13 protein-coding genes are annotated in these 14,494 nt (G+C 58.0%); 7 read left to right on the forward strand and 6 right to left on the reverse strand.

Annotated features, from left to right (window positions below):
* Window positions 1–9: 9 nt before the first annotated feature.
* Entirely contained in the window at window positions 10–1,011 is a 1,002-nt protein-coding gene (locus tag R4P70_RS29005) for an MBL fold metallo-hydrolase (protein WP_020970145.1), read from the reverse strand.
* Window positions 1,012–1,307: 296 nt separating this feature from the next.
* Here R4P70_RS29005 and R4P70_RS29010 point away from each other — a divergent pair, with 296 nt between their 5' ends.
* Entirely contained in the window at window positions 1,308–2,408 is a 1,101-nt protein-coding gene (locus R4P70_RS29010) for an LLM class flavin-dependent oxidoreductase (protein WP_020908395.1), read from the forward strand.
* Window positions 2,409–2,784: 376 nt separating this feature from the next.
* Here R4P70_RS29010 and R4P70_RS29015 read toward each other — a convergent pair whose 3' ends face one another.
* The 3 genes from R4P70_RS29015 to R4P70_RS29025 all read right to left on the reverse strand — a co-directional run bounded on the left by R4P70_RS29015 (window position 2,785) and on the right by R4P70_RS29025 (window position 7,436).
* Window positions 2,785–3,621, reverse strand: coding sequence for a hypothetical protein (locus R4P70_RS29015; protein ID WP_317833080.1), 837 nt, complete (start codon window positions 3,619–3,621; stop codon window positions 2,785–2,787).
* Window positions 3,622–3,975: 354 nt separating this feature from the next.
* Window positions 3,976–5,583, reverse strand: coding sequence for an ATP-dependent nuclease (locus R4P70_RS29020; RefSeq protein ID WP_259121233.1), 1,608 nt, complete (start codon window positions 5,581–5,583; stop codon window positions 3,976–3,978).
* 1,259 nt (window positions 5,584–6,842) lie between these two features.
* A complete protein-coding gene (locus tag R4P70_RS29025; RefSeq protein ID WP_317833084.1) occupies window positions 6,843–7,436 on the reverse strand; it encodes a T3SS (YopN, CesT) and YbjN peptide-binding chaperone 1 in 594 nt (197 codons plus the stop codon).
* Window positions 7,437–7,639: 203 nt separating this feature from the next.
* Between R4P70_RS29025 and R4P70_RS29030 the strand changes: the two genes are divergently transcribed.
* Together R4P70_RS29030 and R4P70_RS29035 are read left to right on the forward strand one after the other, a co-directional pair.
* Window positions 7,640–8,083 carry a MarR family winged helix-turn-helix transcriptional regulator gene (locus R4P70_RS29030; protein WP_317833086.1) on the forward strand — a complete coding sequence of 148 codons (444 nt, stop codon included), beginning with the start codon at window positions 7,640–7,642 and terminating at the stop codon, window positions 8,081–8,083.
* The gene (locus tag R4P70_RS29035) at window positions 8,080–9,873 is read left to right on the forward strand and encodes a long-chain fatty acid--CoA ligase (RefSeq protein WP_317833088.1); all 1,794 of its coding nucleotides are present in this window, start codon (window positions 8,080–8,082) and stop codon (window positions 9,871–9,873) included. The genes R4P70_RS29030 and R4P70_RS29035 overlap by 4 nt, the downstream gene beginning before the upstream one ends.
* Here the strand turns inward: R4P70_RS29035 and R4P70_RS29040 are convergent.
* A complete protein-coding gene (locus R4P70_RS29040) occupies window positions 9,870–10,250 on the reverse strand; it encodes a helix-turn-helix domain-containing protein (RefSeq protein ID WP_097387160.1) in 381 nt (126 codons plus the stop codon). The two genes, R4P70_RS29035 and R4P70_RS29040, sit on opposite strands and share 4 nt — an antisense overlap.
* 223 nt (window positions 10,251–10,473) lie before the next feature.
* Between R4P70_RS29040 and R4P70_RS29045 the strand changes: the two genes are divergently transcribed.
* The 3 genes from R4P70_RS29045 (at window position 10,474) to R4P70_RS29055 (ending at window position 12,753) form a co-directional block, all read left to right on the forward strand.
* The gene (locus R4P70_RS29045; protein WP_223257939.1) at window positions 10,474–10,719 is read left to right on the forward strand and encodes a hypothetical protein; all 246 of its coding nucleotides are present in this window, start codon (window positions 10,474–10,476) and stop codon (window positions 10,717–10,719) included.
* 124 nt (window positions 10,720–10,843) lie between these two features.
* A complete protein-coding gene (locus tag R4P70_RS29050; protein ID WP_317833091.1) occupies window positions 10,844–12,433 on the forward strand; it encodes an FAD-binding protein in 1,590 nt (529 codons plus the stop codon).
* Entirely contained in the window at window positions 12,430–12,753 is a 324-nt protein-coding gene (locus tag R4P70_RS29055) for a ferredoxin family protein (protein ID WP_317833093.1), read from the forward strand. Before R4P70_RS29050 ends, R4P70_RS29055 begins: the two co-directional genes overlap by 4 nt.
* On the opposite strand, the gene R4P70_RS29060 is transcribed toward R4P70_RS29055, so the two are convergent.
* A complete protein-coding gene (locus R4P70_RS29060) occupies window positions 12,743–13,798 on the reverse strand; it encodes a 2,3-butanediol dehydrogenase (protein ID WP_317833095.1) in 1,056 nt (351 codons plus the stop codon). The genes R4P70_RS29055 and R4P70_RS29060 overlap by 11 nt on opposite strands.
* Window positions 13,799–13,941: 143 nt before the next feature.
* On the opposite strand from R4P70_RS29060, the gene R4P70_RS29065 reads away from it, so the two are divergent.
* Window positions 13,942–14,472: a DUF3558 domain-containing protein gene (locus R4P70_RS29065; RefSeq protein WP_317833137.1), complete on the forward strand. Its 531-nt coding sequence runs from the start codon at window positions 13,942–13,944 to the stop codon at window positions 14,470–14,472.
* The last annotated feature ends 22 nt before the right edge of the window (window positions 14,473–14,494 follow it).

Raw genomic sequence — 14,494 nt, forward strand, 5'->3', positions numbered from 1 at the left:
CCTGATCTTTCAGACGGAGCGAGCGAAGAGCGCGGGCTCGGAGCCGGGAACCTGAGAGACCTGCTCTCGGGCAACCAGATGGCGAAGGTGAGCTGCACCTTCGGACAACGCCATCGTCTTTCCCATCGGGGAGATCTCGGCCCACGGCTTGTACCACTTCATCTTTGCCGCGACGTCCCACACGGTGAGCTTGTCGTCGGCGAACTCCTGGAGCAGATGATCGAGTCGCTCCTGGTGATGCTCGATCAACTCGCCGGCGCGACCTCCGACGTCGTCGATCGGAATGCCGTGAGCGCCGAGACCGCGGGTGATGTTCATGTTCTGCACTCGTGCGAGCGAGTCGAGGAAATCGGCGAGGGCGTCGCGTTCGTCGAGGGGGTACACGAAGTTGCCGACGTGTGGTGTCGTCTTCTGCAGGACGTGGTCGCCGGTGAACATGACGTCGGCGTCGTCGAGGTAGAAGCAGACATGCCCAGGCGTGTGGCCGGGGGTGTAGACAACGCGGAGGCCGCGGCCGGTGAGTGCAATGATCTCGTCGTCCGCGAGAAGGCGGTCGGGGGCCGACTCGGGGCCCACGGGAGACTCGCCCGCGGCAGCAAGCCGGAATGCATCACGGTCGGCTTTGGGGGCCCCAGCGCGTTCCATGTTCTCGAGCTGGTAGGCCATCCATTCGTCGTCGCGTGCAGTCGACATCTGATCGAACAGGTAGTGGTCGTCCTCGTGCATCGCGATCCAGGCGCCAGATGCCTCGCGGACCCGGCCGCACAGTCCAGTGTGGTCCGGATGGAAGTGCGTGACCACGACGCCCTCGATGTCGGTCACCGAATGCCCGATCTCGGCGAGCCCTGCGTTTAGGCCCTGCCAGCCGTTGTCGTCACCCCAACCAGCGTCGACCAAGATCAGTCCGCCGGGGGATTCCATGGCGTAGACGAGCGTGTGCCCGAGCGGGTTGTCCGTGATTGGGACAGGAATCTGAAATATGCCATCACCGATGGCTGCCGCACCGTTCATATCAAGTACCTCTTAACGATAAGGGAACGCACTCTTAGTACTTCATGTTTACCGTGCGCTCGATTGGTCGGTGACACAGGTCCTGCCTGGCGGGAGTTCGGCATGTTTTCGGTCGACTTCGGATCGGTGAGAGTTTTATCGACTGAATGGTCTCATTGAGGCGAAAGATCCTGCTGAATAGCGTGTTTCGCGACGTCAATGCGTTGGGAACATCCTCTGATGGCGGATCCGTCGAGCAGTCGCGCACTAGCCTCCGAGGGACAGGCGTGCTGTGTGGTTATCAAGAAAGACGGGTCATGCGTTTTCAGGTTCTGGACATCATTTTCAACCCACCCCATCCAGTGACCGGCGAGGAAGTTGCCCCGTCCGATCGGCTCAACCGCGTCGTCGAACTGGCGGTTCTCGCCGAAGAACTGGGTATCGATTCGTTCTCGGTGGGTGAGCGCCACGCCGGGCCGGTTCTTTCGTCGGCGCCAACCGTCGTTTTGGGGGCAATTGCGCAGGCCACAGACAGAATCCTGCTCTCGACTGGTGTCACCGTTCTGTCGCTACTGGACCCGATTCGAGTCGCCGAAGATTTCGGAACCATCGATCAGCTGAGCCGGGGACGCCTCGAGATCGTGATCGGCAAGGGCAACGAGGTCCTTCAGTACCCGCTCCTCGGGTTGGATATCGCCAAGCAGTACGAATACCTCACCGAGAACTACGAACTCCTCAAACTGCTGATCAGCGAGGAAAACGTCAAGTGGGTGGGGACTCACCGACCATCGCTCGAGGACGCGACGACGCTACCGCGTCCCTACGACGGCCCGTTCCGTATCTGGCATGGATCGGCTACCTCGTTCCAGGCCGTCGAACTCGCGGCCAAGTGGGGCGACCCCATCGTCACCGCCAACGCCTTCCAGCCTCGTGAGAACTACAAAGTGCTGATCGACCACTATCGCGAGCAGTACCTGGCGTACGGGCACGACCCGTCCAAGGCGTACGTCGGCTCGGGTTCGGGTGGATTGTTCCTCGCCGATACGACCGAACAGGCCATCGAAGAGTTCCGTCCGATCTACGAAGGCGCCGTTGCGCAGGCCGACAAACGCAAGCACGATCCCAAAGCCGTCGGAAAGTCGACGAGTTTCCGGACCATCGAGGAAGCCGTCGACCGCGGGCCGGCGTTGGTCGGGTCTTCGGAGAGGGTCGCCGAGAAGATAATCGATTACCACCAGAGCTACGGCCACGATTTCCAATCGGTGTCGGTCAATCACGTGCTCGACTTCGAGCAGCAGAAGGACACTCTGCGCCGCTTTGCCGAGGAGGTCATCCCGCTGGTGAAGGCAGAACTGTCGACGACGCTGTGGACCTCGGCCGACAAAGATCGGGCGAAGGGTTTCACCGCCGTCGATTGAGCGGAGAAGCCTGACTGTCGGGTAAGCAGGTCCGGCGCTGCGACCGCTCACGAGCTGCAGTAACTTGTTACCGACATCGCGGTCGGTTTTGACTGCAATGAAGGTATCCGTGAGTGGGAGTAGTGCGTTGACGTTGGGTGTGAACTCGCTTCCCGCGAACGAGCTGAGTCAGACGCTGTGGGTCGACCGTCCGTCTTCTTAGTTCGAGTTGACTGACGATTGGGCGGGCCCCTCCGAGGGGTGCGGCGGCCAATAAACGCATCCATCCGTTGCGCGAGGACTTCGAGTAACCGACCTGCGTAGTTGTATTCGACGGCGTCCCCGAATTCGTGTCATGGGTAGACAACTTTTCCGCGAGTCGTAGATTTATTGCAATTCACGTGATAGTAACCAGAGTGAGCCGCCCTTCCTTTGGGAAATACTTCAATCCGGCGCTTAGGCGGACCGGGTCGCCATGTTCTCGGTCAAAGCTTAGGACGATGCTAAATTGAACTGTATTGTCCTGGTTGAACTTCATGCGGTATATGTAATTCCCGCCGATTCTCTTCTTTATAAGATCTGCAATATGTTCCGATCTTGATGCTTTGATCCCAGCAGCGGTTAGTAGGCCGCGTTTCTGAGTGACTAGATACTGAAATTTTTCTTCTGAAATGAATATTTCTAGATCGTTGAGACGCATAGGATTCGCAGAAATGCTATTCAGCGATATTAGTATATCGGTATCGTCTTCCAGAATATTTGCGGGGATCTCGATCTTAAAACAGAGAAATTTGTCGTACAGTGTAGATGGAACATTGACGCATCGATATCCAAGGGTGTCGAAATCTACCCCAAGGGATTGATCGTGACCTGATTGGACAATTTCTTGATCGCTGGGGGCAATGAAAGATTTGCGGTATTTGACATATCTGCTACGTAGCTGACCTGCTACAACCCTTCGGAAGTTTGTATCTTGGTTCAGATTCGCAAATCCCATGTATGATAGATCGTTCTCGAGATTATTATGTATTCGTTCTTGTTGTGTTTTTGAAAGATTGTTGGCGTAGATAGCTGCGACTGAGTGGTATTCAGGAGCTTGGATCCAGGTAGTGCCAGCTCTCTGAGAAAGGTCTAAAAGTTGACCAATCGAGAGGCCGGGAACAAGATCGCCAACGAGGAAGCTGTGGTTACTTTTTGCGTCCAGGGCCGGGATAATTTTCTCAAGTGCAGCCACGATATAGTTGTAATGATCCGATAATTTATCGGCATTGAAAATGTATACTATTTCATTTCGGCTGGGATCGCACGATGGCACGAGTGCGGATGAGAGTTCTTTATATTGTATCCCAAATTTTGATAATCCAGTCGAAAGTCGATCCAACTCTGACAGGATGTGATGGCGCATTGCGCTATGGGGAATTTTAAAATAATCCTTTAGTACTGGAAGCTCTAGGTTGTCTCGCGCGTCAAGCGTATGTATAATTGTCAATTTAAAATCTCCGAAGAAGTCGTGGTTGGTAATATAGGATTTTCTGCGGATTGTGCCGCGTAGATATCTCCCTATTTGCAACATTGGATGAAATGGATTTTATTCCTGCTTCGCTGGTATTTGAAATCCTTGACGTATCCCTTTGAGTATCCCACTTACCTTAGTGTCGATGCTTTTGTGATCGATCGCAACCAGGTATCCTCGGACGATTGCATCGACGATAGAGGACTCATCGAGGGCGATAGTCTGGCTGAGCTCGTAGAATAGTGAGTGGTGACTTCCTTTTGCCAAAATTGCAGAAGCCAAAGCCGAGTGAAGTTCTTCGGTTTCAATCTTTAGAAGCTCGGCGCTGATGGCTAGAGAATCGCTGTCACCTAATAGTGCTCTCTTTATGGAAACTTCAGGCGCGAGAAATTGTGAGTCGGTATTACGGTTCTCGAAGTGGCCAGCTTCTGTGTCGCTGGGAAGGCGAAGCCAATCGATCAGATTCTCCTTGTAGCCTGTCGTCTGCTCGATTTGCGAAGAATTTATTGAATTTGAGATCTCCTTGTCCGTCATATCGCCATCCCAAACGATAAGGATCGGTACCCTGGGAAACGCTTCGGAGAGTGTGACGGCAGATTGCAGGAGGATTTGCTTGGCTCCAAGGGTTAGTATCCTAGTTCGGCGTCTAAGGTTTGCTGGTAGCTGGGTGTTGATTATCTTCTCGGCAATCGTGTCCTCGCAGATGACATGGAGTTCTGGGAGGCTGGTTCCAGATATTCCAGAGATTGCGGTTCGTGTTGTCACACCATTGAATGATTGGATCCTTCCTGATGCTGTGCGAGATAGATAAATCCGTGCTTCTCGCGGGAGTGCATCGATGAACCACTCGCTGTGTGAGGTTGTGATTATCTGTAGGTTTTTAGACAGCGCTATCTCAGTCAAGACTGTCGCTAACCGCGCGGCGGCGCTGGGATGCAGCCCCAATTCCACCTCTTCGATGACGACGATACTTTGCGATGGAATTTTTTGAAGGCTGTTCAATATCTGAACAATGGCGCCTTCGCCGGTGCCCATATTGAATCCGGAATACGGAGAATTGGTGTCAGAGGTGAATCTGGAAAGGTCATATCGACCACTGTTTTCCGTGGAAGCTCTTGAATAGTCTGTAGTGAGAATTTGTGAAAGATGCGTTTTGAAAGTATTGTCTAAATCGAATGTTTCTGTAGATTCCGAGGAAAAGGCTCGGCGATGGGCGGCGCTCTCGACGGGAGCCGATATCCTTGATATTCCGATAAATCGCACCGCCCGATGCGGGCGGCGCTCGTAGTGCATCCACTTCTTCGTGGATCGCCTCGCAGCAACTATGTCGTCAACTTCGGAACCACGAAATGACCAACGAATGTCAAATCCTGTGGACGGAACTTCTTTATAAGCTACTGAAAAGAAGTCCGTAAATTTGTAATTTGAGAATCCATATTTTGGGGGCGATTCATATGCGAGGGCAGCGAGTTGTAAGAGTGTGGTTTTCCCGGTTCCATTTTTTCCTACAAGTACGGATATGGGGTATTCGAACTTGATGTTTACTTGATATATTCCTCGAAGCCCTGTAGATTCTTCGTGAGATTCGATTGATATCGATTTAAGATCAGCGCTGTCGGTGGTTGGAGTCACCCACTGCTTGGCTAGTCTTTTCTCGGTTGAACTCAATTTACTGCCCGGCATGGATATTCCCTTCGTTTGATTTCGGAAAGAAGTCGTGAGAGCGTTGGAGATCGCGTTCGCGATCCCCGATATTGAGGTCTGACACCCGTGGGGTATCCCTTCTTGTAGGGTTTAGAGGAGACACTACCCACCTGAGCCCTTCTCCGAGTGAGGTGACGACCGTGGCGTCTTAGATCGCATTGTGCTCATACTTCGGCGGGCCTAAAGAATGTATGCGGCGCTGCCGACAGATCAGCAACGTCCTCCTTGGTGAAGGTGCCGTTCGCGCCAGGGTGCCCACATCCAGTAGCTGCAGCAACATGGCTTTTGTCGTTGTGCGGTGTCTCGAACGCGAGACTCAAGGCCTCGGTGTCGCGCGAGGACGTAGGCCAACTCATTGTGTTGAGTGCTCGCGTTGGGTGAGGTTGTGCGACTCGTCGATCACCACGTCAGCCGAATACTGGCACTTGAGATGTGCATTGCGTCTGCGGCTCCCAGAGTATCGCTAGAGAGATCACATTTTGAACTGAACGAACCGGCTGCGGGTGGTAGGCAGCTTCTGACTCACTGTCGGGGTACCTGCCGAGTCGAGCCGGACGAACGGTAATTCGAAACGGCACCAAGGCTCGTGCTGCGTCTGCGCGAGCACACGCTTCGGGGTGACAGCAGGAATGCGTTCATCGCGGACGCAATGTACCTCCGATAGGATCATCTCGATCTCGAAAGCCATGTTGAGGCCGACGTCTAGGCGGTGCGGACGCGAATCGGAGATTTCTTGCGAATTCATTGCTTTCATGACCGTCGCGCGGTGGTAACCGAGGGATGAGTGAGCACCTGCGTTCCGCCCTTCGGAGCCTGATCGCACTATGGAATGGCGTCGAACGCAGCATTGCCTTGGGTCATGGCCGCAAATCGGGAAACCTGTACGAACCGTCGGCAACGCCCTCTGCATTGGCCGGTCCAGTACCTTGATGTCGTTTGGGCTGTGATAGATAGACAGACACCGTGGTATCGGCGACATGCCAGGAAAGGTCACGACTGTTGAACAACCGGCCGTAGGAGCCCCGATTGGCTGAGGTAAAGCGCCACTCTTCGCCACGAACGAAAATGGGTTTAAGTTGACGGATCCCGCATCTCTGGCGCTTGCCTATACCGGGAACGCCAGTTCGTGGCCGATTTGTGATGATGCGTGCAGCGATGAATCCAATTCAATGACTTCTTGGCGTTCCACGGATCACGAATCGCTGTTGTCAGGGTGCCCGCGGAGCGGGAGATACACACTACCTAGTGGGCGTCGAGGTGACCGCCCTGACGCTGAGCTCGCCGTCTGCTTCATCGCCGCACTCGCAGTCACAGTCTCCGCCGCAACCGCCGGGATTGCAGTCTCCGGCGTAACTGTCGTCATCCGCGTCGCAGTCGAGTGTTCCGCCGAAGGATTCAGCGAAATCATCGTCGAGTTCGTGAGTGAAGTCGTGAACCTCGTCGATCAGGTTGAGCAGATGCTGCGGCGCGAAGGGGTCGGCGTCGAGCACTGTGGAGACCAGTAGATGGTCGCCGCTGAAGGCGAAACGCAGGCGCGGCCATTCCTGCGCGAGTTCGATCAGTCGAGTCGCAGCATGCGAGGGATTGCCGAGTCCGGTCAGAACCGAGGACCAGACGTTGATTTGAGGGCCGTCGTCGGCGACGGTCACGTAGACGACAAATCCGTGAACTGGCACGACGATGTCGCCGTCGTCATCGGTCGCAGGCTCGCTGCCCAGCAGTTCGGCGAGGGTCTGGACGCACAGCTGAACCAATTCCTCGCGCTCGTCCGTTACCAGAGCAAGCTTGCCGTCGATGTGAAGCGGCTGATCGGCGGTGTCTCGCTCGCTCATGGATCCTCGTCTCCTGTGTCCGCACCGCGTACGGGTGGACACTGTTTACTCCGGTTGTTGTCGTGACCACGATAGTCGGGGCATGTCTCTTATTCGCTTCGGTGATCGGGTCATACCTCCTTCGGCCCGCAGGGTGGCAGCGGTCATATTGCAATCGGGACTAGGGGCAGCGTTATAGTTGCTCAGTGCAACACGACGGAGCAATGGCGCTCACCGGTCCACCAGCCGTTCATGAGGAGCTGGTGCACCTGACGCGGCAGCTGATGACGGGGGATCGGCATTCCGACGACCACCCGTCGATCGCGCAGCATTCCTTCCTCTCCTTCATCGGCCGCAACGACGGCTGCAAGGCCACGGAGATATCCGAAGTCTTCGGCGTCAATCGCTCGACCATTTCGCGCCAAGTGCGCGGGTGTATCGAGGCAGGCTGGGTGTATGCCGATCCGGGATCCGTTCGTCAGGGCAATCCGCTGCACCTCACGGAGGCTGGCCGCAAATACCTCGACGCCGCCGACGCGCGTCGGCTCGACCAAGTCGCCGGCAGGCTGCACGATTGGACCGAGTCCGAGGTCGCAGACTTCGCCCGCGCACTCCACCGCTTCAGAATCAGCATCGAATCGCAGACCAACGGAGATGACACCCTGTGAGTGAGTACAGCGCCAAAGCCCAGTTCACCATCTCCGACAATGAGTCTGTGGTGCACACCGTCTTCGCTCACGCCGAGCGCACGCCCGAACTGACGGTGTTCTCCTGCCCCAAGGGAGAGGGTTGGGTAGACGTAACAGCCAAAGAGTTCGCCGAGCAGGTCACCGGCGTCGCAAACGGTCTCATCGCCGCTGGTGTGCAGGCAGGCGACCGCGTCGCACTCCTCTCCGCGACCCGATACGAGTGGACGCTCTTCGACTTCGCCATCTGGGCCGCCGGCGCCGCTACCGTCCCGATCTACGATTCGTCGTCTCAGGGCCAGGTCAGCTGGATCCTCGAAGACTCCGAGGCCGTCATCGCGATCGTCGAAACCGGCGCGCACGAGCAGCTGTTCCAGGACGCGCCAAGCACCCTCAAAGCCGTCATGCAGATCGACGACGGCGCTGTGGAGAAGCTGACCGCACAGGGTGCCGACGTTGACGACACCGAGCTGAAGAAGCGGCTCGCGGGCATCAAGGCCGACGATCTTGCGTCACTCGTCTACACCTCCGGCACCACAGGCCGTCCCAAGGGATGCATCCTCACGCACCGCAACTTCCTGTCCGAGGTGCGCGGGATTCTCACGGCATCGATCGGCAAGGTGGCGGTTCCGGGAAACCGAGTCCTGACCTTCTTGCCGCTCGCGCACGTACTGGCCCGCGCGGTGTCCCTTGCGACGTTCGAAGCTGGCGCTTCGCAGGCGCACTGGTCCGACTTTGCCACCATTACAACTCAATTCGAGCGGTACAAGCCCAACACCATCCTCGGTGTTCCGCGTGTCTTCGAAAAAGTTCGTGACGGCGCAGCACGCAAGGCGGAGTCCGGTGGAAAGATTCCCGGCGCGATCTTCGCCTTCGCCGAAGCCACCGCCAAGGAGTACAGCCAAGCTCTCGACAAGGGCGGTCCTTCGCTGATCTTGAAGGCGAAGCACGCAGTGGCAGACAAGCTCGTGTATTCGAAGCTTCGTGAGGCTCTCGGCGGCGAGTGCTGGTTCGCGATCTCCGGCGGCGGCGCCCTCACTCCTGAGTTGGGACACTTCTTCCGTGGGCTCGGAGTTCCGATCTACGAAGGCTATGGCCTCACCGAAACCACTGCGGCGCACTGCGTCAACGTGCCGGGTGCTCAGAAGATCGGAACCGTCGGACAGCCGATGGGCGGCAACGGGGTTCGCATCGCCGAGGATGGCGAGATCGAACTCAACGGTGGAGTCGTCTTCAAGGGATACTGGAAGAACGACAAGGCCACCGAAGAGACATTCGTCAACGGCTGGATGCGAACCGGTGATCTCGGTGAACTCGACAGCGACGGTTACCTTTCCATCACCGGACGCAAGAAGGATCTTCTGGTGACGGCGGGTGGCAAGAACGTCTCGCCTGGCCCGATGGAAGACCGTATCCGTTCGCATTCCATCGTCTCGCAGGCAGTCGTCGTCGGCGACGGGAAGACCTACATCACGGCGCTGCTGACCGTCGACCCCGAGGTGTTCGAGAAGTGGAAGGCGGAGAACGGTAAGCCTTCTGGCGCGACCGTCGCCGAACTACGTGACGACAAGGACCTTCGAGCGGAGCTGCAGAAGGCTGTCGACGACGCCAATGCTGCTGTCTCGCATGCGGAGTCGATCAAGAAGTTCGTCATTCTCGATCGCGATCTGACCGAGGAAGACGGTGAGATGACAGCGACGCTCAAAATCAAGCGCAATGTCGTCGTCGATCGGTTCTCGAAGGAGATCGAAGGAATGTACGCAAAGAGCTAGGCGCGTTTGGGGAACTGCTCGCGGTAAGCCATCACGTCATCGAGGCGGAACCTGCGGTGGGTGCCTCGTAGTTCGATCGGGAGTTTCCCGGCGTCGGCGAGTTTGCGTACATACGTGTCCGAAACGCCGAGGATCTCTGCTGCCTGTGAGGTCGTGAGGAGCTCTGCGACGGGCCCGAGAGCGACGCTGTCGCCGGCCGCGAGGTAGGTCAGGAGCTGTACGACGGCGTCGCCGACCGACGGTGGAATCTCGATCCGGACACCGTCGAACACCAGCGTGGTCGTGTCCGTCGAGGTGGCGGCTATCTCGGCCAGGGCCGTTTTGATTCGCTCGGCAGCATCGCCGTCGACTGCGGAAACGATGTGGTCGATGCTCACGCGGTATATCTCCGATCGAAGGCAGTGTTTCGCAAGCATAGACAGCGACAGTGTCCGTCGGCACGCTGGCTAGCGCCGTGTGCGTTGCATTACATGAGTGCCGTGAGTGGAAAACGATTTACCCACGTAGATCGGAATTCGAAGGTTTTGGCGCCCAAAGATATTCGACTAGACGCATATGTAACTCACCAATCTTGGTGTACCCGCTAGTAACATCCTGAGCGTGGCTAGACGATCGGTAACGGTGAGATTCGACGTAGAGGAACTGAGGGCCCTAGAGACCCTCCAAGAGCTCACGGGCGCGGACATTTCCAGCGTCATACGTGAAGCTGTGATCGAACATGCTCGTCGATGTGTTGTGCAGGGAAAGCCCCGCGACATCACCGAGCGACGTAAATCGCTGACCTTGCAGGAAGCCTTCGCCAAGTACTCCGCGTTGTGCACCGACGAGGAGCGGGAAGCGTCGTAGCGCTCTGTCGATGCGGCGGTGAGCGGTTGAGTTCACAGTGATTCTGACTGTGGCGCTGGGTAGTTCGTTCGAGGAATATTGCGGCAACAGAAGTGTTGCGTAGACCTCTGACAGGAGCTGGCCAGTGACGGACGTCCTCGAACTCTCCACCGATGTATTGGTGATCGGTGGTGGCCCCGCCGGCGCATGGGCAGCGTTGCGCGCGGCCAAGGCCGGTGCAGACGTCGTCCTGGTCGACAAGGGATACTGCGGAACGAGTGGCGCGACGGCCCCATCCGGAACGGGTGTTTGGTACGTCGAGCCGGATTTGACAGCCCGTGAGCTGGCCAAGGCCGGACGCGAGGCGCTCGGCGGATATCTGGCCGACCACCATTGGATGGACCGCGTCCTCGAGCAGACCTACTCCAACATGGATCTCCTCGCGGTGGAGGGTAGATATCCGTTCCCCGTCGACCCCAGCACGGGCAAGCAGATACGTACCGGCTTGCAGGGACCTGAATACATGCGACGGATGCGCACCTGGATTCGTCGAGCCGGAGTGCGGATCCTCGACCATTCGCCGGCACTGGAGTTGTTGGTGGACGACGCCGGGCGAGTTCGCGGAGCGGCGGGCTACCAACGCCACGAACATCAGGACTACCGCGTCTCGGCAGGCGCGGTAGTGGTCGCCAGCGGAGGTTGTGCGTTTCTGTCCGGTGCGCTGGGCACCAATGTCGATACCGGTGACGGTGCATTGATGGCAGCCGAAGTCGGAGCGGAGTTCTCCGGAATGGAGTTCTCCAACGCGTACGGAATCGCAGCGGCCGGATCGACGATCACCAAAACTGCCTACTACGCGTACGCGACGTTCTTCCACGCAGACGGAAGCGTGCTCGAAGGGGCCGGTTCGGCGAAGGGGAGGTCCGTCATCGCCAGCGCGTTGCGTAACGAGCCGGTCTTCGCGCAGATCGATCGAGCCGACGCTGAGGTGCAGCGTCGAATGAGGCTGGGACAGCCCAACTTCTTTCTGCAATTCGATCGCCGCGGAATCGATCCCTTCACCGACAAATTCGAGGTCGGCATGCTCGCAGAAGGCACGGTGCGCGGCACTGGGGGAATCAACGTCGTCGATGACGATTGCGCGTCATCCGTTCCAGGACTGTTTGCCGCCGGGGACGCTGCGACCCGAGAGCGAATCTGCGGAGGGTTTACCGGCGGGGGAAGTCACAACGCCGCGTGGGCGATGTCCTCTGGTTCATGGGCAGGAACCGGTGCTGCGCGGTATGCGCTGTCGGTCGGACGCGGGGCTACCAGTGGTCTACGCGGAGCCGGAACCGTCGCACTGCGTAGTCCGGTACGAACCCGGTTTGCTGCCGACGATGTGGTGAAAGCTGCTCAGGCGCAGCTGATTCCCTTCGACAAGAACTACCTCCGCAGCGGTGATCGAGTATCCGCAGCGCTCGGTGAGCTCGAATCGCTGTGGGGTGCAGTGAGTGCGGATCTGGGCGCGGATCCAGCAGGTCGGATGGCGGCGCGGCAGGCTGCCGCGATCACGGCCGTCGGCCGCTGGATGTATCACTCGACGTTGGCGCGGACCGAGACTCGGGGAATGAGCAAGCGTGACGATTATCCCGAACTCGATGGAACGCAGCATCATCACGTTCTCACCGGAGGTTTGGATTCGGTGTGGACCCGAACGTCGGAACCTGTCGGGTCTGCATTGGTGGCGTCATGATCGAGCTGGTGTCCGCGCCTGACTGCATCGGTTGCGACAAGTGCGTAGACGTTTGTCCTACAGATGTTTTCGACCGGACACCCTCGGGCGTCCCGGTGATTGCGCGCCAATCGGATTGCCAGACCTGCTTCATGTGTGAGGCATATTGCCCGACGGATGCGCTGTATGTGCATCCGCAATCCACGCCGTTGGAAACGGCCGATGTGATCGAGGAGGATCACATCGGCCGCTACCGAGAGAAGATCGGATGGGGCAAGGGGCGTGCACCTGGGTCGCTGACTGCGGTGGGCCCGGAGGTGCCCCGTCCGGTCACGACCTGACGAGAATCTTGACCGCGGTGTCGTTGTGCTCGATCAGAGTGGTGAACCCTTCGGAGATCAATTCTTCGAGCTGAATACGACCGGTGATGAATGGCGCCAGATCGACGACACCGTCCTGGACCATCTTGATGACCGCTTCATGGTCGCGTACGTACGCGATGGTTCCGCGTAGATCGATTTCCTTGAGGACCAGCTTCTGCATGTCGATGGTCGCGGGCTTTCCCCAAATCGACACGTTGACAACAACTCCGGCGGGCCGGACCGTGTCGAGCATGGTGTCGAGGACCGCGTTGACGCCTGCGCATTCGAAGCCGATGTCTGCGCCGATGCCTCCGCTGAGTTCGAGGATCCGCGCTTTGACGTCTTCGGTGGTGGGATCGATGACGTAGTCGGCGACTCCACTGGAGAGGGCCTTGGCCTTGCGGGCTTCGCTGAGTTCGGTGACGATCGTCGTGACACCCAGCCCTTTGAGAACTGCCGCAACGAGGAGTCCGATCGGACCGGCTCCGCCCACGATGGCGACGTTGCCGCTTTCGGCTCCACTGCGCACGACTGCGTGATGGGCGACGCTCAACGGTTCGATGAGGGCTGCCTCGTCGAGCGGGATGTTGCCGATCTTGTGGATCCAGCGACGGTCGACGACGACCTTCTCGCTGAGTCCGCCACCGCCGCCGGCCAAGCCGATGAACCCCATCTTCGTACACAGGTGGTAGTTGCCCGCCTTGCACGGGGCGCACTCGTTGCAGACGAAGTACGGCTCGACGACAACATTTTCACCGACCTCGACGTCCGTGACACCTTCGCCGACCTCTTCGACGGTGCCGGAGAACTCGTGGCCCATCGTGACCGGCGCATTCTCGTGTGAGAGTGGATGCGGGTGTCCGGGTGCGGAGATGAAGATCGGTCCCTCAAGGTACTCGTGGAGATCGGTGCCGCAGATTCCGCACCATGCGACCTTCAGCTTGACTGTTCCTGGCCGCAACTCGGGCTCAGGGATCTCTTCGATCCGGATGTCTTTCTGCCCGTGGAACCGTGCTGCCTTCATTGATCCGCACCTCACTTCGTTGTGAATCCCCTGGTAGATCGACGCTAGGCCGATTCTCGGCGTGGGTGAAGGGTTGCAACGGAATGCAATGGGGTGGAACCGATCGGTGCTGGGGAGCGTCCAATACTGTGAGCGGGCCGCGAATGAGGGGGAGTGCTGTGGGAGTGAGGGGTGCAGTGGTCTTGGTCGCGGCCACGCTGTTGGTTGGGGGTTGTTCCTCGACGGTCGAGGGGCATGCGGTTCGCCCAGATGGAGCTGATGGACTCTTCGACCCATGCTCGGCAATTCCGGACGAAGTTGTCTCGAGTCTTGGCGTTGACGTCGGGACGGAGGACAATGGAGTGCTCGGCGTACGTCAAGCGGAGTTCGAAATCTGTAGCTGGGAATCCGACTGGTACGCGCTGGGCGTTTGGTCGACATTTCACACGCTTGACGACGTTCGTCGAAATCCCAAGGACACTGACATCCGTGATGCTCCAATGGTTGCTCCCGGCGCTGTCACCTTTCGCGAGGTCACCGACGTCCAAAAAAATCTGTGCATGGTCGCGATTCCAGTTGTTCAGGGTGCGGTGTTCGTAAGAGTGGACGCATTTCTGGGCGAGCGACACCAGGAGGAAGTCTGTGCATTGGCGACCCGCCAGGCGATCGCCCTGCTGGCGTACTTACCAAAGTGATACTTGCGTTGAGAGGGATGGC

It is taken from the genome of Rhodococcus sp. IEGM 1241, from assembly GCF_033142365.1.
GTDB lineage: Bacteria > Actinomycetota > Actinomycetes > Mycobacteriales > Mycobacteriaceae > Rhodococcus_F > Rhodococcus_F erythropolis.

Coding starts and splice junctions, on each gene's coding strand:
- R4P70_RS29060 (WP_317833095.1), bottom strand. CDS start 13,798: ATGAAGGCAGCACGGTTCCACGGGCAGAAAGACATCCGGATCGAAGAG.
- R4P70_RS29055 (WP_317833093.1), top strand. CDS start 12,430: ATGATCGAGCTGGTGTCCGCGCCTGACTGCATCGGTTGCGACAAGTGC.
- R4P70_RS29065 (WP_317833137.1), top strand. CDS start 13,942: ATGAGGGGGAGTGCTGTGGGAGTGAGGGGTGCAGTGGTCTTGGTCGCG.
- R4P70_RS29005 (WP_020970145.1), bottom strand. CDS start 1,011: ATGAACGGTGCGGCAGCCATCGGTGATGGCATATTTCAGATTCCTGTC.
- R4P70_RS29020 (WP_259121233.1), bottom strand. CDS start 5,583: ATGCCGGGCAGTAAATTGAGTTCAACCGAGAAAAGACTAGCCAAGCAG.
- R4P70_RS29025 (WP_317833084.1), bottom strand. CDS start 7,436: ATGAGCGAGCGAGACACCGCCGATCAGCCGCTTCACATCGACGGCAAG.
- R4P70_RS29030 (WP_317833086.1), top strand. CDS start 7,640: ATGGCGCTCACCGGTCCACCAGCCGTTCATGAGGAGCTGGTGCACCTG.
- R4P70_RS29010 (WP_020908395.1), top strand. CDS start 1,308: ATGCGTTTTCAGGTTCTGGACATCATTTTCAACCCACCCCATCCAGTG.